Origin of the sequence: Cytobacillus mangrovibacter, assembly GCF_042865275.1 — a bacterium.
Lineage (GTDB): Bacteria > Bacillota > Bacilli > Bacillales > Cytobacillaceae > Cytobacillus > Cytobacillus mangrovibacter.
Genome location: NZ_JBIACJ010000004.1, coordinates 74,062 through 94,476, shown reverse-complemented (window position 1 = coordinate 94,476; position 20,415 = coordinate 74,062). Strand labels below are relative to the sequence as shown.

The 20,415-nt window shown below is 37.6% G+C and carries 14 protein-coding genes; 5 read left to right on the top strand and 9 right to left on the bottom strand.

Features of this window, described 5'->3' with window-relative positions:
* Window position 1 precedes the first annotated feature (1 nt).
* Complete coding sequence (locus ACFYKT_RS09005) at window positions 2-2,197, bottom strand: 5'-nucleotidase C-terminal domain-containing protein (protein ID WP_389218524.1); 2,196 nt, start codon at window positions 2,195-2,197, stop codon at window positions 2-4.
* A 465-nt stretch (window positions 2,198-2,662) separates the two neighbouring features.
* The gene (locus tag ACFYKT_RS09000) at window positions 2,663-6,205 is read right to left on the bottom strand and encodes a S8 family serine peptidase (RefSeq protein ID WP_389218521.1); all 3,543 of its coding nucleotides are present in this window, start codon (window positions 6,203-6,205) and stop codon (window positions 2,663-2,665) included.
* Window positions 6,206-6,377: 172 nt separating this feature from the next.
* Here ACFYKT_RS09000 and ACFYKT_RS08995 point away from each other — a divergent pair, with 172 nt between their 5' ends.
* Window positions 6,378-6,983 carry a hypothetical protein gene (locus ACFYKT_RS08995; RefSeq protein ID WP_389218518.1) on the top strand — a complete coding sequence of 202 codons (606 nt, stop codon included), beginning with the start codon at window positions 6,378-6,380 and terminating at the stop codon, window positions 6,981-6,983.
* Window positions 6,984-7,231: 248 nt separating this feature from the next.
* Here the strand turns inward: ACFYKT_RS08995 and ACFYKT_RS08990 are convergent, their stop codons facing one another.
* The 3 genes from ACFYKT_RS08990 to ACFYKT_RS08980 form a co-directional block, all read right to left on the bottom strand.
* Window positions 7,232-9,160, bottom strand: a complete 1,929-nt coding sequence (locus tag ACFYKT_RS08990) for a copper amine oxidase N-terminal domain-containing protein (protein WP_389218515.1) — start codon at window positions 9,158-9,160, stop codon at window positions 7,232-7,234.
* A gap of 84 nt (window positions 9,161-9,244) precedes the next feature.
* Window positions 9,245-11,764, bottom strand: a complete 2,520-nt coding sequence (locus ACFYKT_RS08985; protein WP_389218512.1) for an S-layer homology domain-containing protein — start codon at window positions 11,762-11,764, stop codon at window positions 9,245-9,247.
* Between the two features lie 291 nt (window positions 11,765-12,055).
* The gene (locus tag ACFYKT_RS08980) at window positions 12,056-12,925 is read right to left on the bottom strand and encodes an N-acetylmuramoyl-L-alanine amidase family protein (RefSeq protein ID WP_389218509.1); all 870 of its coding nucleotides are present in this window, start codon (window positions 12,923-12,925) and stop codon (window positions 12,056-12,058) included.
* A gap of 679 nt (window positions 12,926-13,604) precedes the next feature.
* On the opposite strand from ACFYKT_RS08980, the gene ACFYKT_RS08975 reads away from it, so the two are divergent.
* Window positions 13,605-14,321 (top strand): DUF4184 family protein, encoded by a 717-nt coding sequence (locus tag ACFYKT_RS08975; protein WP_389218506.1) that lies wholly within the window; start codon window positions 13,605-13,607, stop codon window positions 14,319-14,321.
* Window positions 14,322-14,434: 113 nt separating this feature from the next.
* Here the strand turns inward: ACFYKT_RS08975 and ACFYKT_RS08970 are convergent, their stop codons facing one another.
* The gene (locus ACFYKT_RS08970) at window positions 14,435-14,704 is read right to left on the bottom strand and encodes a spore coat protein (RefSeq protein ID WP_389218503.1); all 270 of its coding nucleotides are present in this window, start codon (window positions 14,702-14,704) and stop codon (window positions 14,435-14,437) included.
* Between the two features lie 196 nt (window positions 14,705-14,900).
* Window positions 14,901-15,758 (bottom strand): L,D-transpeptidase family protein, encoded by an 858-nt coding sequence (locus ACFYKT_RS08965; RefSeq protein WP_389218500.1) that lies wholly within the window; start codon window positions 15,756-15,758, stop codon window positions 14,901-14,903.
* Between the two features lie 166 nt (window positions 15,759-15,924).
* Here ACFYKT_RS08965 and ACFYKT_RS08960 point away from each other — a divergent pair, with 166 nt between their 5' ends.
* Window positions 15,925-17,556: a stalk domain-containing protein gene (locus ACFYKT_RS08960; RefSeq protein WP_389218498.1), complete on the top strand. Its 1,632-nt coding sequence runs from the start codon at window positions 15,925-15,927 to the stop codon at window positions 17,554-17,556.
* A gap of 250 nt (window positions 17,557-17,806) precedes the next feature.
* Here ACFYKT_RS08960 and ACFYKT_RS08955 read toward each other — a convergent pair whose 3' ends face one another.
* Both ACFYKT_RS08955 and ACFYKT_RS08950 read right to left on the bottom strand, forming a co-directional pair.
* Window positions 17,807-18,283, bottom strand: a complete 477-nt coding sequence (locus ACFYKT_RS08955) for a toxin-antitoxin system TumE family protein (protein ID WP_389218495.1) — start codon at window positions 18,281-18,283, stop codon at window positions 17,807-17,809.
* Window positions 18,280-19,065, bottom strand: a complete 786-nt coding sequence (locus ACFYKT_RS08950) for an excisionase family DNA-binding protein (RefSeq protein ID WP_389218492.1) — start codon at window positions 19,063-19,065, stop codon at window positions 18,280-18,282. The genes ACFYKT_RS08955 and ACFYKT_RS08950 overlap by 4 nt, the downstream gene beginning before the upstream one ends.
* Window positions 19,066-19,310: 245 nt before the next feature.
* Between ACFYKT_RS08950 and ACFYKT_RS08945 the strand changes: the two genes are divergently transcribed.
* Together ACFYKT_RS08945 and ACFYKT_RS08940 are read left to right on the top strand one after the other, a co-directional pair.
* Window positions 19,311-20,153 carry an SPFH domain-containing protein gene (locus ACFYKT_RS08945; RefSeq protein WP_389218490.1) on the top strand — a complete coding sequence of 281 codons (843 nt, stop codon included), beginning with the start codon at window positions 19,311-19,313 and terminating at the stop codon, window positions 20,151-20,153.
* Between the two features lie 13 nt (window positions 20,154-20,166).
* Window positions 20,167-20,322, top strand: coding sequence for an Arc family DNA-binding protein (locus tag ACFYKT_RS08940; protein ID WP_389218487.1), 156 nt, complete (start codon window positions 20,167-20,169; stop codon window positions 20,320-20,322).
* The last annotated feature ends 93 nt before the right edge of the window (window positions 20,323-20,415 follow it).

The following is a 20,415-nucleotide window of genomic DNA, read 5'->3' as shown; positions in this document are numbered from 1 at the left end:
CTTATTTCTTTGCTACATCTGTGATACGATCTTCGATTTTAGGATCAACCGTTTTTAATTTAATTACGTAGTCACGTAGGTTTTCCCAATCCGCTAAACCTAGATCTGTTACACGTCCTTCTTCATATGCCTTTTTGAATACGGCATAGTTGTCTCCGCCTTTAGCAGTGAATGCATTTGTCGCAATTACATATTCCTTTGTCTTGTCAAGAGCAGTGAAAGTACCGTCTTTTCCTTTAACCTCTACTGAAACAACTCTTTCACCACTTGCTTTTGTGCTGTCATAAGTGAATTTCATTCCTGAAACATGCAAGAATCCACCATGTTCCTTTGGAGACTGACTTACACTATGCTCAAGTGCTGTAATAATCTCAGCACCAGTCAATTTCATTGTTGCCAATGTATTTCCGAAAGGAAGCACTGTTAAGACATCACCTAAAGTGATTGGGCCTTTATCAAGTGCTGCACGAATACCGCCGCCGTTTTGCATAGCAATAACAACGTTTTCGTTATATTCTTTTGCTTTATCAAGCATACCATCTGTAATTAAGTTACCTAATTGTGTTTCATTGCTTCTAACACTGAATACAGATGTGTCATTTGCACGTGGGTTAGTCAGGTCACTTGTTGTCGCAGCACCTGTTTCTGAATTTTTTACTTCTTTAATTTTGTCAGCATACTGTTTAAGCATTTTTGCAGCTTCTGCATCCTCTGCTTTTTCAGCAACTTTAATTAGTTTACCAGCTTGTCCTACTACTTTTCCGTTTTTATCAAATTCAACATTGATGGTTCCAAGGAAATCACTATATTGGTAAGCTTGAACAATGACTGTTGGATCCTTTTCTTTTCCATTTTTATCTTTTTCAATAACAACCGGCTTATCAAGCTGAGTATGGCTGTGTCCGCCAACAATTACATCAATGCCGTCAACCGCTTTAGCTAATTCAAGATCATTATCATATTCAGCATTGTCATCATAGCCAATATGAGTAACAGCTACGATTTTATTAATGCCTTTGTCTTCAAATGCTTTCACTGTTTTCTTAGCTTGATCAATATAGTTTTGGAATTTCACTTTGCCAGGGCTTGAGATATCAGCCGTTTCTTCAGTAGTCAATCCAAAGATCCCGATCTTCTCTCCATTTACTTCCTTCACAATTCCGCTATAAATTTGACCATCTTTAATTTCTTCAGCAATTGTTCCACCATGATAAATGCCATTGAATAATGAATCACCAGAAAAATCAACATTTGCACTTACAAATGGGAATTTCGCATTTTTCACGAATTCTGCTAACGCTTTGTGGCCATCAGTGCTGCTGCCTAAATCAAACTCATGGTTTCCGAATGTCATGACATCATACTTCAAATAATTCATGAAGGCTAAATCAGCTTGTCCTCTAAATTCATTAAAGTATAATGTGCCTGAGAATACATCCCCTGCATCAATTAATAGTGAATTTTTCTTTTTCGCTCTAACTTCTTTAATAGCTGTCGCACGTTTTGCTACACTATCTAAATTTGCATGTGTATCATTTGTGTGCATAATTGATAGTTTATAATTGTCTGTTTGCTTTTCTAAGATACGGTGAATAAATGTAGCAAAAGTTGCACGAGTTACAGGTGCTTTCGGATCAAATTTCCCTGAATCTGTTCCAGTTGTAATTCCATGCTGAGCTAATACCTTCACGTCATCCTTATGTGCTAGATTAACCTTATCCATATCTGTAAAGCTAACTTCTTTATCTGTGCCAACTAAATCAAATGCGCGTACTAATACAGATGCGACTTGTTCACGTGTAAGTACATCACTGCCGCCAAACTTGTTATTCGTACCAACAAAGATTCCTGCTTGCTTTGTTGCTGCAGCTGCCTCAGCATAGCCAGACTTTTTAGTAACATCTTTAAATGAATTTAAATCTGTTGGGATCGGTAAATCTAGTGCTCTTGTTAATAGAATAGCAGCATGACCTCTAATAAGCTGCTTATTCGGCTGGAAAGTGCCGTCTTCATATCCACTAATAATACCCTTTTCAACTAAACTATAAATTCCTTCAGCTGCCCAATGGTCTTCTTTTACATCTGGAAATCCTTTAACCTCAGCTGCATTAGCAGCAGGGGCAACCATAGATGCAACAACAGCCGCTGTTGTAACCGTTGCCATAAACTTGCGGTACGACTTTGGTATGTAACTCATTACACTTTCCTCCTCAAAAAAGATTCATATTTTTTGTAGACTCTATTACCTATGTACAAGGTAATCTGTAATAGAGTAATAATTACACTACGATTCTATTATAAAACAAATTAGTGTATAAAATGGCAAAATTCATGAAAAAATAAGAAAAATTGGGCGAAAACTGCCTTGTTTTGTTTCTGTGCTGGGGCTGTGCTGTTCAATATGTTTACTTTTTGCTGTTAATCCGTCAGTTTTTTGGGTTAGCCGTTAGTTTGTGCTATTTACCCGTCAGTTTTTTTGTTTACCCGTCAGTTTTTGTCTTTTACCCGTCAGTTTCGACTTTTTACCCGTCTCTTTGTTCAGGTTATCCGTCACTTCGCTTTACATCGGCCTTTTAGAAAATTGCTGCCAATCCCTCTGCTGTTAACCCAAAAAAAGGATAGAAGATCAAAAATGATCTTCTACCCTTTTTCTCATATCTTCTTATTTAATAACAATCTTGTATGGAGATGTGCTTGCATTGCCTGCGCGGTCTTCTACTTTAATATAGTAGCTTCCCTTTTTTAGATTCAATGGCAGGATTTCGTAATCTCCTTTTCCATAAAAATCAGATGTTGCGACTTGAACACCTTTTGCATTATAGACGGCTACTTTGCCGTCAATATCCTCTGGAGTTTCTAACGTAAGGGTAAGCTTGCTATCTTTATCAAGATTTAGCTTGTAATGATCTGCGTCCCCTTTATTAGCTGTCATATTGAAATATCCAGTGGCTGCATAAGTATTCTTACCATTCTTCTGCAACTGAATTGGCTTGGATGGAACATTATTTTTTACAGCGGAGCCAGCATCTTCATCTGTACGGTTAGCCCCATCGATTTTTAAAACGTATGGAACTAATGAAGAGTTTGTTCCTGAGTAATCATATGTTGAAATAAAGTAGCCTGACTTCTTCTTCACTCTGAAGCCAGATCTTTCTTCATCCCCAAATGCATTATTATCTACATAAATTAAGTTTCCTTCTTCTTCTACTTCCAGCTTACCGTTTCCATTTGTATCCTCGATAATGACAACAAGTGGATCAATATCAGATTTATGCTTTGCAGGTACGTCTTTATATTTCGCAGGGAGTACGCCTGGTGTGACACTTACACCAAATACGCCATCCTTCCCAGGTTTGAAATAATACGTATCCACATCTCCTGCACTAGAGAAATTAGCTGTTAGCCCATTTGTAGAAACCTTAATGGCTTTTTCAAAAGAATCATTTGTTTCATACGGATCAGCTGTGTTCTTTATTTTCGTTTTTACTGTAAATTGATACGGATCAAATGATGGGCGATACATTGGATCTGCGACACGGAAATAATAAGTTTCTCCAGCCTGAAGTCCTAATGTGAATTTGTCCTCCACTGATACCGATCCATCTGTCCATGACCATATGCTATTGGAATAAATATAATCGAAGCCCTTTGCCTTCTCATTATACTTAACCACTTCCATTGCAGCTGGCTTATAAGGAGAAGCTTTGCTCATATCTATTTCAAAAATGGCACTATGTTTTGGTTTGAATGCAAACCAGTCTTCATCTCCAAAACTTTGAAGCGACCCTTCATTTGCCTCACCCTCGCTCACTTCCACAGCAGCTTCTCGAAGACTATTCAAATATTCCTCATATGGATTTCTAGGTGCATCACTTACTACTTCTTCAATTTCCTTTTTCTTCGCAACATACTCTTGAATATTACCATTCATTAAATCTTCTTCCATCCCTACCATCATAGGGATTCCATCTTCATCCTCCGATGCTATCTTGGAATCAATCGTTAATTGATATGGATGAACAGAGGAGTAGCTTTGCTCATAATCTATTTCATAATCTCCATACATAAGAAGGTATTCGTCAAAATAAGGTTTATTTGTCACCTCAATAAGAAACTCTTGACCTCCATATGCATTAAAGGCTAGTTCCTCACCTTTTCCCATTCCCATATTGGAAGCTTGGTCCATCTCATAGACCATTTCTTCGCCTTCATATTTCTCAATCATATGAAGCTTGATAGTCGGATTAATACCAGGTACATCAGAAAGATTAACTTTTACAATATGCATGCCATCTTCAGTATTTCCCGGCACTTTGAATTTAAAGAAGTCAGAGTCTCCTGGCACTCCCTTAAATTCCTCTTCTTCAACAACCTCTTCCGTTGTCTCAGAAGCTGGCTCTTCCGATGTAGATGCTTCTTCTAAAACGATCTCTTCTTCTTCTGTCACAATTAGCTCATTTGTATAATAATGATCCACTTTTGTCTGATACGGCAGAGCCTCAACAACTACAGGTGTTTCCATTGTATTTCCATCGTCAGGAAGCTCTTTTACCTTTTGCAATTCAAGACTGTACGTAGATTGTCCTGCTTCATGATACTTTCCGAAGCTATCCTTTACGGCTATGACAAGCGTCCCATTTTCTGGAGCCTCAAATAAGATCCCTTCTGTTGACCCTTCACGCACGTCATTTACTTCAACTTTCTTAACAGCTTTCTTCGTATCATCTGTAAAGAACAACAGTTCAAATTTCAAATCATATTTACTTGTTCCTTCGAGTGATACTTGAAGGAAATCTCCACCGTTTAATTGTGTTTTATATAAATCTGTTTGATTCAATTTCTGTAATTTGCCTGTTAGGGAATGTGTATCAAGTACTCCTAAATCCTTCGCTTTTGCTAAAACATTAGCCTCTTTGACGACTGGATTTGCCGGTATGGCCTTCGGGTCAAATGACAGCATTTTAACTAAATCAATCATTCCATACCCATACTTAAGATCATAGCCTTTATCCCCTATATCCTTCGCCGTTTTCGTTAAAATATATTCGACTTGATAAGGTGATAAATTCGGATATTTAGAGAGTAATAGGGAAACAGCGCCTGCTACAACTGGAGAAGCCATAGAAGTACCGCTCATTTCCGTAAAAGAAGAACCTCTGCTGCTATCATACACTGGCGCATAAACCTTTTGACCTGGTGCAACTACATCAACTGACGGACCAAATGTTGAAAAAAAGGCAAGCTGATTCTTTTCATCCGTTGCACCCACACTAATAACGCCTTCGAAAGCTGCAGGGTAATTCAAGACATTTGCTCCATCATTCCCTGCAGCAGCAACGACAACAATCCCGCTATCTATCGCTTTCTGAACGGCATCTTTAATAATAGGCGATGGATAGTAGCTGCCTAAACTCATATTGATGACCTTTACCTTTTGCTTGATCGCCTCTAACACGCCTTCTGCAATCATATAATCCGTTACAAAAAAGGACTGGTTAAATACATCGATGGAAACAATGTCTGAGTTTGGAGCAATGCCGTAGCCTCCAACTCCATTCCCTTTCTCAGCAGCAATAATTCCGGACACATGTGTTCCGTGACTGTCAGGTTTCCCCTTTTGCAATGGATCAAATATATTCACATTAGCAATTAGTTTATTTTTCAACTCCGAATGATTGGCATCAATCCCTGTATCAATGACACCCACTTTGACTTTATTCTTCCCTGCCATTGATTGAGCTTTTGCTAGATTAAGAGAATTGATATGGTACATTCCACTCGCCTTTGGATCAGTCGTGCCAAACTTCTTGCCGAAAGCACTTCTTGATACCGATTGTACATTTGGCAAAGCTAAATAAGCTTGTCCTACAGCAGCAAGCTTTTTCTTATCTTGAACCTCAATGACATCATAGCCTAAGCTAGCAAATCTTTTGACAAGCTTTCCTCCGGCCTTTCGATGTTCGCTAGTTGCGAGAGGTGTTTTATACTTAATGACAAGCTGGGTTTCAGAAAATGCCTTTTCATCCTCTTTTCCAACCTGGCTCATCTTAAACTCAGGCTTCTGCAGATGTAAACGTTCAAGCTGCTTATTGTAGCCTTGATTCAAATCCTTCTCAACAGCAAAGGAAACATTTGGTGCAATCGTACTAGCAACTAGTGAAGCAGCAAGCCCAACGGCCAGACCTTTGTTCTTCAAAAAATTCACAATACACTCCTCCTAAAAAATAGCCTTCTCTATACTATTCTTCTAGCTTAACATTATTCCTGCCAAACTTAATGTAAAATTGTAAAATATTAGTTAACATTTCACATTATACTAACCTCTATGTTATTCTATTTCATACATCAACAACATAACAAGAAGGGAAAAATAATAAATGAGATTCATTCATGCCTTTACAGCCGCTATACTTACTGGAATCATCGGATTCTTAGCAACAATGACTTGTGTTGGAATGTATTTTGAAATCCTCACGAACGCTACGTACGAATTTCCAGATGGGCTATTTATTTTATTTACAGCCTTGCTAGTTTTTCCTATACTCACTATTATTTTAGCTGTTTTCTTCTTTATAAAATATAATCGAATTAATACGACTGGGATCATCTTTGCAGGAATAACCGGCTTATGGCTGATTAGAGCCATCAAAGAGATCGTGCCATGGATGTCCTATTCGAATGGGATAGGTGATATTTTTAATACTTCGTACCTTTCCTATCTTAACATCTTACTCGTATTATTTTGGATATTGGGGTATCTATTTGTTCATCCAACTTCAAGATGGATACATATTAATGGATTTTTATTAGGGGCTTTTAGCAGTTTGGTTCTATCATATGTGGTTGTCATTATCTTGAGAGGATTGAATAATAGCCTTACATCATTTTTCCACTTTGATTTTCAAGAAACGTTATTTGTTCTATTATGTATTTTTGCCGGAGCTATTATTGGTAATTGGATTGGCAAACGAAAAACAGAGTAGGCTCAGTTGCCCACTCTGTTTTTTTGTTTATAGCCGTATTCGCAAACAATTGTTGGTAAAGGTTGATTTCCGCTCCAGGTACTCGCTTTCCGCGGGGTGGGCGGTGAGCCTCCTCAGCGCTAAAGCGCTTGCGGGGTCTCACCTGTCCCACTCCTCCCGCAGGAGTCTCGCACCTTCCGCTCCAATCAACAACCTTTTTTATTAGCAGAAAGGTTATTCAAAACAACAACTTTTTATAAATATCTCAGTTAATTAACTGTTTCTACATAAATAGCTGCAGGCATGTTTGCTCCGCCGGCATGCATGATTTCTAGACTGATTGTTTCTGATTGGCCGGAGATTCTGTATTCAGACAGTTCGACATATTCTGTACTAGGCTTGAGTGTTGGAATTAAATGAACTTTTCCGTTCATTTTTATCGCTCCACTGTACAGGCCGCCTCTTCCTGCAAGCTTGAGCTTGACTACCTTTTCTTCTCCTGATGGATTAAGAATTGGTATATTGACCTTATAAGTCAGTCCAAAGTGACCAGGGTTGCCAACAGATCCATTGATTTTTGATAATGAATTTTGTTCTGTCAGAAAATGATCCGTTTTTCCGTTCGAAAGATTGTAGCCCACCTCTGGAGAACCAGTTGTATAGGTTGGTAAATCGGCTGTAATACTTGATTGAGGCCATACACCTCTAGGATGTGCTGCGAATTTATCAATTGACACTTGCTCAGAATGAATACTTGTTAGGTCTTCCTTGTTCTGAGCCAAAACCGTTCGAATGGTATAACTGCTATTTGCTCCGTTTACTGAACGAACATCTATGTCCTGAATGAATCCAAGTGTGTAACCAGGGTACAGTTCAAATGTTTCAATTGTCTTTGTTTCCCCAGGCGGAATGACGATGCCAACACTATCGGAATTCTTTAACTTCTCACTTAGCACGGCATCCGCAATCGGCAGCCCAATATCATAATTAATCCAGCTGTTGCCGCTAGTCTTTGCGTATCCTTTTGAGTTCGTTACTTCTATGCTATTATTCGCTGATGTGTTCTGAATCGTAATCCCAATCATCGATGTTTTCCCAAGTTGATTATAATGCCAGCCAAATACGCGGTGCTCCTTCATGCTCGAAGCGGATTGAATATCATATTGGGCTAGAGTAGCTGTTGAACTCGATATTAAATTAGATGTTAATGTCTCTGGATTATCACTAATTAATAAATTACGAGTTCCTTCTAAACGAGCATTAGGTACAAGAACAGGGAGAGAGGTAGGACCGCTCGACTTTTCAATAAATTCACCGTGGAACATTAAATCAGTAAGATAAATATACATTTCACTTTTTTCAGGCATATTGCGTAAATTCCCCCCAAGGGCATTTACGATAAAATGAACAGGAACATACATCTTTCCTGATTGAATAAATGGGATCTCGCTCATCAAAATAGGCTCCTCATTTATTACCGCTATATTGCTGCCATTCGTGAAAACAAAGTTTAACCCAGCAATTTGTAATTCCAATTGCTGATCGGTCAACCAATTCTCAGAAGCATTTTCTATGTTTTCATAAAAATAGTTTGCCGGAATATACGTTCTCCCTTGCTTAACGATAACGGGATCACTCATCATAACTCGTTTATTATTTATATGCAAAACATAGGGGTCTACTGGTGGAAGTGGTGCAGGTTCTTCTTCTGCAAACTTATCCAATGTAATTTCAACCTTCTGTTTTGGTTGATTCCATATAACTTGTCCATCAAAATTCTCACTGACAAAGCGCAATGGAACGTAAGTACGATACTTATAAAGCAATGGTGGCACACTCACTGTCACATTCTTGCCATTCACCTTTGCGACAGAAGAATCAATCGTAAGCTCAACTAGTTTTCCATTTCTAGATGCACTAGCCACTTTTGAAGTTTGTCCCCATTTAACCGTTGCACCAATCGCTTCGTAAAAAGCTCGCATTGGCAACAGGAGGGATCCATCCTTATTCAAAATTGGATCTGTAAATTTGACACTTTCCCCATTGATTTCAATCGTCACACCACTTTTGACATACAAACCCTTTCCGACTTGTTGAGTTGCTGCTGAAGCATTTCCATATCCCATTCCGGTCACAGATAGGACCACAGCAATCATAATAATCGAAATGAACCTTCTAATCTCTTTTCTGCTTATCATTTTTACACTCCCTACTTAAAAGAAAAGCTCTGTAAAGTATACCTCTACAGAGCTTGCAATGTCATGATCTTTATGAACCAATTATTATTTATTTACTGTTAATCCAGCTTTTTGAACATTCTCAGCAGCATCTTTAATATCTGCTTGTGCAGCATCAACTGTGTTTGTTACTAATTTAACTACAGATGAAGCATTGTCAACAGTTAGGATTAGCTTTCCTTCTTCATTCACTTTAAATTCTTTGAATGAAACAGCTTCGCCTTTGCTGTTAAAAAGGCTGATTTCATCGGAAATATCTGCATGCGTAGCAATCTTAATCGCTTCAGAGTAAGTCACAGTCACTTTGTCTAATTCTGTAATTGCAATAGATTGAGCTTCAGGAGCTGTATTATCTGTAACTTTGATTGTATTAGTATATGGTACATTTTCTTTGTTATCCAAAGTTTGAACGCCATTGACAGTGAAAACTGCTTTTGCATCAGTTGTTTTCACGAATCCAGCTGGTAATGTAATCATAACCTTAGTCTGATCAATTACATTATTATTTTTAGCAAATTCAATCACTGTATTAGCTGGAAGTTTAACACCATTCACTTCATAAGCTTCAGGATTTAGGGCATTTCCTGTTCCAGTTGCTTTTACTTTTTCGCCAAATTCTACAGTAATTACCTCGCCAGTTGATTCTGCTTTACTAATAGCAAATGTCGTTTCAACTGGGTTGCTCGCTTCGCTCACATCAACTGTGAATGCATACTTTGCACTGTTGTTACTTGGAGAAAGTGCATTATCTTTTACAAAGCCTTCTGCTAATTCAAAGCTGTATTTATCAGCAGCTACGTTATCTGCAAGTTTAAATACTACTGTTTTCGCATTAACTTTAGTGATTTCCCTTACCACTTGATCCTGTGCTTTGATTTCACCTTTTGAGTTTGTCACTGCCATTTTAGCATTTGGAGAAACAGTGATTTCTTCATTATATGTTACTGTGAAAGAAGTCACTTTGCCATCTGTTGAAGAAGTAGCTACATCTACAACTGTAGGAGCAGCTGTATCTTTTGTAACAACAACTGTTTTAGAAATATCAGCAGCATTTGTATTGCCGATTTCATCTGATAATTTATCTTTTGCTACTGTTAAAGTAACTGTGTCAGAGTTGCCGCTTTTGAATAGGAAGTCACTTTTTAGTGTAACTGTATATTCTTTATGATTTGCTGCATTAACTTCTGCTTTTTGGACGATATTATCAGTGAATGAACCAACTTTACCTGTAATCGTTAATGCATTGTCTTTAAGCTCTTCATCAACTGTTACTTTTACTTGGTTTTCACCCATTGCTTCAACATTTACAATAGAAGGTGCCGTATTATCTACTACTACGTTTAATGCAGCTGATTGAATATCTTTTACATTGCCCGCTGCATCTGTAGCTTTAACAACTGTCACATCATATGTTTTTGTTGCATCAAGGTCAACTTCAATAGTTGCTTTGTTTCCTTCAATTACTGGATTATCAATGTTTGTACCATTGATTTTTACTAATTCAATTGAAGATACTTCTTCATCAAAAGTTAAAGTTACTTTTTTGATGCCATCTTTTGTATCTTTAATTGTTGTTGTAGCTGTTGATAATACTGGAGCTTTCAGATCATTCACTGTTACTTTTGAATTGATCGGGCTAACAAATTTACCATCTACATCTTTAACAATTTCAAATGGAACTTGAACTGTGTATTCACCTTTAAAGAAGTTAGCTGCTTTAAGGGTAAGTGTTTTTCCGTCAGCGCTTAATGTTTGTGTAATAGTACCAGCATCTTTTGAACCTGCACTAGCAACTACCTTAATCACATCAGCATTTAAAGCATTTTTTAACGTGTCAGCATCAACTGCTTTAGTAAATTTCACTTCAATTGTTTTGCCATTAACAGGTGTTACACTTTCAACAGAAGCATGTCCCTTTTCAAGTGTTGTTCCTTTTTCCCAATCTGTTTCAGTTAATAACTTCGCAAAGTCTGCACGCTTGATTTGTGCATCTGGAGAGAATGTTGTTTCAGTCGTACCAGTTACTAATCCGTGAGAGAAAAGGATTTTTACATAATCAGCATACCATTTATCTCCATCAACATCTTTGAATTTTGCAACAGGACCATCTGCTTTAAGTGAAAGATTGTAAGCTTCTACAACCATTTTTGCAAATTCGCCACGAGTTAATGTACCGTTAGGATCAAATTTACCTTGGCCTTTTCCGTTGATAAGCTCTTTCGAATATAAAGCATTGATGAATTCAGCATACCATTTTGTTTGGTCAACATCTGAGAAGTCAGCTACTGGCGCTTTTTTCGTATCTAACTTAAGGATGTTAGCAACCATTTTTGATGCTTCTGCACGATTGATCTTTCCACCTAGATCGAATGATCCGTCTGGACGGCCATCGATGATTTTTGCATTAGCAAGTGCTGATACGTAATCGAAATAGAAATTATCTGATGGTACATCCTTGAAATCAGAAGCTGCAAATCCAGCTGCTGGAGCTACTGCTGATGCTACGATTGCTGCTGTCATTGTTGATGCGATAAATTTGTTATATTTTTTTGATTGGTAAGCCATTAGTATGGTATCCTCCCTATAATTAACGAAATGTTTTTTGTTTGATTCTACACCTATAATAAAAATCTACTAAACTTCTTTTTTATGAGATGAGCGAAAGTTTCACAGTGACCATCACCGTGCTCACTTGTACTGCCTCATCACTTTTAGAATTATAGCAGAGAAAATGCTATTAAAAAGTAGTTTGATTAATTTACATTTAATTACCATCAGAGGGAGAATACCATTCCATACTAATCCTTCTATTTATATATACCCTGCTAACTGATCTGTAAAATAGCTATTTCCACATTAGTCAGCTTTATTTTCAATGGCAGCCAATCTTTCTTCAATTTTAATCATCTCTGCTGAATTCTTGCCAATCAGCTCGATGAAGTTTCTTCGTAATCGGTTAATGACAATGGCTGTTTCTTCTCTCGTAATTGGAGCTCCTGGTCTGGTTCCATCGAAATATCCATTCTCGCTTGCCTCTTTCCAGTCCTTTTCTGCCCAAGAGCTTACTTTATTCATATCTGCCGGCTTCCCTACTTGCATAGCAAGCTGATTTTTCAATTCATTAATCTGTCGTTGTAAATCCTGTGCCTGTGCCACAGTCAATTCCTCCTTTGGTTTTGCTTTCAAATTTAAAGCTTTTGCCATTCCTATTACATGACCACGGGCAATGGCTTGTAAAAAGCTATTATTTTTTAATAAATTGGCATCTGCTGCTGTATCAATGAATAGGTTCTCCGACAATACGGCTGGCATGTTGGATTCACGAAGCATATGATAATTAGCTGATTTTGCCCCACGATCTTGAACTTTATAATTCTTTATTTCGTTCAACACGGCCGCATGGATGGCAGCTTGGATCTTTCCTGAAGCTGATGAGGCTGACAGTTTATTATGTCTATAATCTTCATATCCTGTACCGCCCCCGGCATTGATATGGACTGACATTAAAAAGTCTGCTCCCCATGCATTGGCTGCATTCGTTCTCTGGGATAGAGATACGGTTTGGTCCCCTTCTCGGCTCATTCTTACTTGAACATCTTCATATTCTGTGAGTATATCCCGAATATTTCTTGAAATTTGTAATGTGACGTTTTTCTCCTGAAGACCGTTCCCAGATGCACCTGGATCCGTTCCACCGTGACCAGGATCAATAAATATTTTCACCATGTTTTATCACCTCTTACTACTATATGCGAAGGGTGCAAGGACAGGTTCCTGTCCAAGGATTATGCTAATATCACCTTTTTGGTTCGAAAAATAGGCTTTGTTAAATGATATTGTTGGTGCACGAACCCGCCATTTGTGTACCCGCTCATTAAGTTATTCATACGAATAAAACCCATTCTTGTTTACACCAAGCCGTTCCGATAACGTGGAGAAAATCCAAAATGTTTTTCTTGTTTAATTAAACAAGAAATTGTACAAGTTCATTAAACACTAAAGAGTGTTTGATAAATAAACGGAGAAATTCCTCTTAATTATGATATAGCACTAAAAATAGCTAAAATAGACGGAAGGATTCCGACTATCGACTCGAAAAACGTAAAAATGAGTAATTTTGCTTTGCTTAATCGGAAAATCTCCGCTTATATACCCCGAATCGAGCTCTATTCCGCTGTCTAACCGAAAAATCTCCGCTTATTTTGATTATGGCAGGCTTTTGCTTTACCCAGAATATTGTCTTTTAAAAATATAAATTGTTGGTCAGATTCATTGAACAGGCCTTTATGTACGAAGGACTAACCAGCGCAGTGAAATGACACACTTGGTTTTTAGCAGATGCTCATGAATGTAATTTGTATGGTACTATATTAATAACTTTATCTAAGACTAGGAGCATTCAGTCATGCCATTAACATTTGCACATCCAGCAGTTGTTTTACCCTTCTCAAGAAAGAGCAAATATATTAACTTTTCCGCCTTGGTTTTAGGAAGTATGGCTCCTGATTTTGAATATTTCTTAAGGGGGCAGCCGTTAGGGGAAATCGGGCATACTTGGATGGGGTTTTTTCTATTTAATCTGCCTTTAGTTGCAGCTATTTACTTTATTTATCATATATTTATGCATCAAACGATAGTTAGTCATTTACCCGCGTTTCTTCAAGAGCCTATTATTCATAAAGTAGATTCTAGTAGAAAGCTGAAAGTGATTGTCTTTTGCTATTCCGCATTATTTGGAATGCTCACACATGTTGTTTGGGATTCTTTCACCCATATGCACGGATATATGGTGATCCATTTTCCCATACTTGCTCAAACCTTTGACATATATGGACACAACATTCCTTTATATAAGTTTCTCCAGCACGGGAGTACATTAGTTGGAATAATTGCCATCATTGGTTATATGTATTTTAGGGCTTTACTTCTAGGTAGGAAAAAGGGAAATGTAAATGCCAAACAGAAATTGCTTTTCTGGTCTAGCGTCTTTTTGCTTACGATATTTACTGCTTTTCTGTGGAATTTCGTAGATTATGTTTCCATTATCAGCTATGGAATACTTGTTGTTCGAATAATTGATTCCTTTTTAGTGAGTCTGCTTATTATTTCTGTAAAAACATAAAACATGGGGACGGTTCTCTTGTTTCCATTAGGACTCGCTAAAAATAAAGGAAACACGAGAAACGTCCCCATGTTTAAAAAGGGTGTAGAGCCTCCCTACACCCTTACATGTTTCTATATGCTCCAAAATGGGCGACATCTTGGATTATTTATATTTCTTCCACAATTATAATTCTCTTCCACTGTTTCATTTACTTCTCTTTCTCTTACTGGATAGAAATGTTCATTTCTCACGACTGTTCGATTCACATTTATCACTTCAGTTGGATGAATATGCTTAACCACTCGTGTTCTAGTTCTTGTATTAACAACCGTCTCCGTTGGACTTACAACCACTTCATCTCTTTGTGAGCGTTCACGACATTTCCTACAATTACAACCCATTACACACACCACCTTTTTTATTATTCATTACCCTATAGCATATGAAAATAGGTGGGAACTTGTACTAGACGATAACACTAAAAAGGGACGTTTCTCTTGTTTCCAGCAGGAAAAACAAGGGGACGGTTCTTTTGTTTCCATTAGGACTCGCCAAAAATGAAGGAAACACAAGAAACGTCCCGTTGTTTACCGTTGTTTATTTTGGAGAAGTGAGTGTAATCATCCTTTTCTTGCTGTCCCAATAGACTGTTACTCCAAGTGCTTCGCTGACAAAACGGATGGGGACGAAGGTTGTATTCTGTCGGATTGTTGGTTCTACGTCTAGTAGGATTGGTTTTTCATTGATTGAAGCTTGTTTTGAATTGATTTTTAGTTTGATGATATTTGAATTTTTCACCGCGGTTATTGACTTTGTTGTGTTTTCCCAATGGACTGCTGCACCTAGTTCATCAAAGATTGTACGCATTGGAACGAATACTCGATTGTTTTCCATGAATGGATCTACATTTACAGCCAGCTCGCGCCCATCCAAAACGACTTTAATTGGCGGCAATAACTCATAGCCGCTTGCCTTAGCAATTTCATCAAAGGACTTGGAAGAGTTTACAATAACTGCATTTGTTTTTAATTTTACACGGTCAAACAACCAATGAACATCATCATTATACATTCTGACGCAGCCTGCGCTAACATATTTTCCAATGGAGTCAGGATTGTTATTGCCATGAATCGCGTACGTTGTTCCATATGTACCCCATGCATGAAGACCTAACCATCTATCACCTAATGGATTTCTTGGATCACCTCCAGGAATCCCATCCGTGTAATACGGGCGATTCTTAATCTTATTCACAATTGGGAATGTTCCTTCGGGTGTTAGATTATTTGTTTTTCCTGTTGCAACAGGAAATGTTTTCACTTGACTGCCATTTTCATAGAACGCCAGCTTATTAGTCAACTTATTAATAATTATTAATTGGTTTCCATTTGCTAGAGCCATTTGTGGAATAATCATAACTAGAATGAATGCTAGTAAAAAAATCCTCTTCTTCATTATTTTCCCCTCCTAGTATTCATTTATTATATATATAAGTTCAGTACATTGGTAGAATTACCCTTTCTAAAAAGCAGATTTTTTCTTCTATTAACATAGTGGTAAATCCATAAGTTTTGTATAATTTAATAGGTTACTACTTTAGAGAATTGGGGTTATTATTCAAATGTACAAAAAGAAATTAACACTCATGCCGATGCTCATCGTATTTATTCTGTTTCTATCTGGAACAGCGAACGCAATGGATGGAATGAAAACCATTCAAGCATACGAAGAGCCCTATTTCATCAACTATAATGGAGAGGAATCACTCGCCAATGGAAAGCTCATTTCCTATAAGCAATCGTCCTATATTCCGTTAGCTGATGCTGCTGAGTTACTCGGCTTAGCTCTCGAATCAAGCACTGGGGATATTTATTTATCTGGCAACCCTACTATTACTCTATCAAAGTCTGTAAATAGCTTACCTAAGGAAACAGTTAATGCTGTAGATTTATTGCGAATCAATCCAAAGATTGGTACTCATGCAGGAATTGTCATTGAAGATGGAAAACTTAGCACACCTATTTTTTCAAAAAACTCTAGTCAGCGTTTATATCCAGCTAGTACGACAAAGATTATGACCATTCTACTCGCTCTTACATATGGAGATCTGAATGAAACTGTAACGATCGGAAAAAGTGCAATAAATATCCCTTACGATAGCTCGAAAGCCGGAATTAAACCAGGGGATCAGATGACACTTGAGCAGCTCCTTTATGCAATGATGCTCCCTTCCGGCAACGATGCAGCAATGGCTGTAGCTGAACATATCGGTGGGTCTGTGCCACAATTTGTTCAAATAATGAATGAACAAGCCAAAAAGCTTGGTGCGAAGAATACATCATTTACAAATCCACACGGCTATCATCACCCAAATTTGTATACAACAGCAGCAGACCTTGCCCTGATTGTAAATGAAGCAGCAAAAAACGAGGCATTCTTGAGAATTACCCACACACCAATATATACAGCGCACTACAGAAATATGTATGGACAAGCGATAACAAAAACATGGAAAAATACGAATGCACTCGTTCAAGCGAGCAGCCCATACTACTTACCTTCTGTTCTAGCTGGAAAGACCGGATACACAGGTGAGGCCAAACATAATTTAGTGAGCATTGTAACAAGCGGGAACCATGATTACATTATTGTCCTTCTACGCGGTGAGAATAAGCAGCGTTATATTGATACGAAGAATCTAGTAAATGCCACTTCCAAGAAACGAAGTCAAATAAAAGATGAGCGAAGGAAAATAACTATCCTTCCTTTTGAAAATAAACTTTTTATAAACAACGAGGAATACCCGACGGGCGAAGATGTTTTTGTTAAAGACGGTGAAATATTCATTTCAACTGATATGATTATCAAACTTTCACCTGATCTAAGAAATGCAAAGGTAAGTGATACACAAATACTCAAAGGAAGCTTTAACAACGAAATCTTACCCTTCGGCCAGGATCAGCCCGCTATTCAAAATGGACGAATGCTCGTTCCAATCAAAGCCTTTTTCGAAAAAGCTGGGCTTACATTAAATTGGGATCAGAAAACAAAAACAGTAGAAGCCTACTCATCTGACACAGTCATTCAAATGAAAATAAACTCAAAAAATGCAACCATCAACAGCCAAAAAGTAACACTCGATGTTCCAGCAACCATCCTAAACGGACGAACACTCGTCCCACTGCGTTTCATCTCAGAAGCCACAGACTCAACCATTGACTGGGGACGTGGAAGGACGTTGTTCCTTTACTAGGAACATGGGGACGGTTCTTGTGTTCCTCTGCCAGTGAGTATTTTAGTTAACAAAAACATCCCGCGCTGTAGCAAAAGGGGGTTTTGACTTTTTTATTCTAAGGAAACTTAAACTCTGCGACGAATCTCTATTCATTACCACGAGGAATAGAGATCGACTTTTTCTGTTTCTATGTTTCCAGGGCAGGTGAAAAAACACGAGAACCGTCCCTATGTTCAAAAAAATACGTATAGGGACCCTTCCTCTCCCCTTACGTATTAATATCTTGAGTATATTCGTTTTTATAAACAAGAAACTCTTCTACAAATTCAAAAACATCTTTAAGTGAACGGATATATTCACAATCCTTTCGGTAGATAGGCTCTTCTGGTACATGATGATGGTGATATGGTTCTGTATTTTTTACTGTCCAAGGACCATCAGGATGAGGCTCATTCCCAAAGGAGGTAATATGCCTTCCCTGTTTGCCGCCTTTCACTTTTTCCCACCCATAATGATACCTAAGTCCTAGTTCTCGATATTCTTCTCGAATAGTAATTTTCGTTTCCCCATAAATTGGATGGTTAATCAACGGAATATTTGCTATTAGCAAATCATATTTTTCGCCTGTTTTTTTATCAATTCGATTTTCCTTATATCCAGTGATATGAAATGAACCATTCGTAATAAATGAAAATTCCTCAGACAAGTCTGCAACCTTTTTCCTTCGCTCAAATTCTTTGCTCATAAATGAATTCCTAGTTGTTCTTTAATTTCATCGCGTTCTTCAATCAGAAGCTCCCATTCTGAATAATCACCAACACTATCTACCGCATCCCAAGGAATTCCACCATTAATTACATCTTTGTAAACGACTTCAAAAGGCTGGTTGTCGTACAATTCTTCAAATTCTTTAATCTTCACCAAAATTTCTTCAAGTTGCTGGTGCAGGAAACTGTTCCGTTTCATATATAACCCATGCAGCACTTGAACCTTTACTAGTAAATCTGTATCCCGCCAAATTTCGACTGCATGTTTTGGAATCTTACGATGTTTTGATGTCTGAAGTAATTCTATTTGTCCATTCTGACCGTATTTATTGATGGTTGGACGAGAAACATTTAATTCCTTTCCAGCTTCATCAACAGTTAATAAATAATCATCAGCATATAAATAGTTAAGCTTCCCCTTTTCAGTGATTGAAAAGAAAAAAGTATCAAAGTAATATTTAACACGCCCGAAGTTTAATGGAGTAACTTCTTTTGAGTGAGAAAAATACAAAGAAAATTCCTTTAATGCTTTTATCATGCTTCCACTAATCTCATTAGCTTCTTTATAAATTGCATCCTCAGATGGAATAACACGATACAAATAGTTTGGATAGCGCATTTGTATCATCATACATGAAAATGTAAAGATTTCAGTAAGAGAAATTTCTAGTTCTTTATAGTTATTCTTTTTTTCTTGAAAAGGAAATTCCACATTGATAAATCGATTAAAAATTACTTCTTCATTCATCATCATTCCCATATTTCCGTAACCTCCTTTCTTGTATACTATCACAAATTTAACGAATTTAAAATTTCGTAAATACCTTGATTATTTATTATATGCAATTAACTTTTATTCAAACGTAAAAATTTGGGAGCGGTTCCTATGTTTCCATATTTCATACATAAAGAAAACAAAAGAAACGTCCCTTCGTTTTAATTTACAATTTTTCCAAAAAGTGATATCATTATAATATAACAAAGATGTTATAGGGAGTGATTATGATGATTGAGAAAAAGGTCTTTCAAGTCAATGGATTTATTGGAGTTTTATCTATTGTTGTGCTAGTTGGTCTTGGTGTGTGGCTACTTATAAATGAACAATTTGCCTTTGCCATCCCTCTATTAGCTATTGCCATTCTTTTGGCTAGTGGGATTACTATTGTTCAACCGAATAAAGCAGCAGTTGTTACCTTTTTCGGAAAATATCTAGGATCGATTCGTACGAATGGACTGTATCTGACAGTGCCGCTTTCACTACGACGGAATGTATCATTAAGAGTCCGAAACTTCAATAGTAAGCGTTTGAAGGTTAATGATGTCGAGGGAAATCCGATTGAAATTGCCGCCGTCATTGTATTCAAAGTAGTCGATTCGGCGAAAGCAGTCTTTGATGTTGAGAATTACGAGGAATTTGTTGAGATTCAAAGCGAAACAGCTATCCGTCATGTAGCAACAAAGTACCCGTATGACACTTTCGAAAATGTAGAACTTACATTAAGAGGGAATGCAGAAGAAGTTTCTAATGAACTAACCACTGATTTACAAGAGCGCCTAAATGTAGCTGGTGTTGAGGTAATTGAGGCAAGATTAACCCATTTAGCCTACTCTACCGAAATTGCCCAAGCGATGCTGCAGCGCCAACAAGCAACTGCCATTATCTCTGCCCGTCAGAAAATTGTTGAAGGAGCTGTTGGCATGGCGCAAATGGCCATTAAACAACTAGAAGCCGATCAAACAATTGAGCTAGATGATGAACGCAAAGTGCAAATGGTCAATAATTTACTCGTCGCTATCGTCGCAGAAAAACCAGCTCAGCCAGTTATTAACACAGGGACACTATATTAAATGAGTGATTTCAATGTCTAAAAAAAAGAGTTTTCCATTACGAATTGATCCTGAGCTCTATGAAGCTCTACAAAAATGGGCAGCAGATGACTTTAGAAGCGTGAACAGCCATATCGAATTCATCCTTCGTGAAGCAACAAAAAAGGCAGGCAGGTTAAAGAAAAAGTAGGAACATGGGGACGGTTCTTCTGTTTACTTCAGCAGGAGCTGTCCCTTTTTTTGGTGTGGGACCTACTGTTTTGCTCTTAAAATAATTATTGAG

What these genes read in the sequence shown, in the direction of transcription:
- ACFYKT_RS08975 (WP_389218506.1), top strand. Translation starts at nt 13,605, where the DNA reads ATGCCATTAACATTTGCACATCCAGCAGTTGTTTTACCCTTCTCAAGA.
- ACFYKT_RS08985 (WP_389218512.1), bottom strand. Translation starts at nt 11,764, where the DNA reads ATGGCTTACCAATCAAAAAAATATAACAAATTTATCGCATCAACAATG.
- ACFYKT_RS08990 (WP_389218515.1), bottom strand. Translation starts at nt 9,160, where the DNA reads ATGATAAGCAGAAAAGAGATTAGAAGGTTCATTTCGATTATTATGATT.
- ACFYKT_RS08940 (WP_389218487.1), top strand. Translation starts at nt 20,167, where the DNA reads ATGTCTAAAAAAAAGAGTTTTCCATTACGAATTGATCCTGAGCTCTAT.
- ACFYKT_RS08995 (WP_389218518.1), top strand. Translation starts at nt 6,378, where the DNA reads ATGAGATTCATTCATGCCTTTACAGCCGCTATACTTACTGGAATCATC.
- ACFYKT_RS08945 (WP_389218490.1), top strand. Translation starts at nt 19,311, where the DNA reads ATGATTGAGAAAAAGGTCTTTCAAGTCAATGGATTTATTGGAGTTTTA.
- ACFYKT_RS08980 (WP_389218509.1), bottom strand. Translation starts at nt 12,925, where the DNA reads ATGGTGAAAATATTTATTGATCCTGGTCACGGTGGAACGGATCCAGGT.
- ACFYKT_RS08970 (WP_389218503.1), bottom strand. Translation starts at nt 14,704, where the DNA reads ATGGGTTGTAATTGTAGGAAATGTCGTGAACGCTCACAAAGAGATGAA.
- ACFYKT_RS08960 (WP_389218498.1), top strand. Translation starts at nt 15,925, where the DNA reads ATGTACAAAAAGAAATTAACACTCATGCCGATGCTCATCGTATTTATT.
- ACFYKT_RS08950 (WP_389218492.1), bottom strand. Translation starts at nt 19,065, where the DNA reads ATGGGAATGATGATGAATGAAGAAGTAATTTTTAATCGATTTATCAAT.
- ACFYKT_RS09005 (WP_389218524.1), bottom strand. Translation starts at nt 2,197, where the DNA reads ATGAGTTACATACCAAAGTCGTACCGCAAGTTTATGGCAACGGTTACA.
- ACFYKT_RS08955 (WP_389218495.1), bottom strand. Translation starts at nt 18,283, where the DNA reads ATGAGCAAAGAATTTGAGCGAAGGAAAAAGGTTGCAGACTTGTCTGAG.
- ACFYKT_RS08965 (WP_389218500.1), bottom strand. Translation starts at nt 15,758, where the DNA reads ATGAAGAAGAGGATTTTTTTACTAGCATTCATTCTAGTTATGATTATT.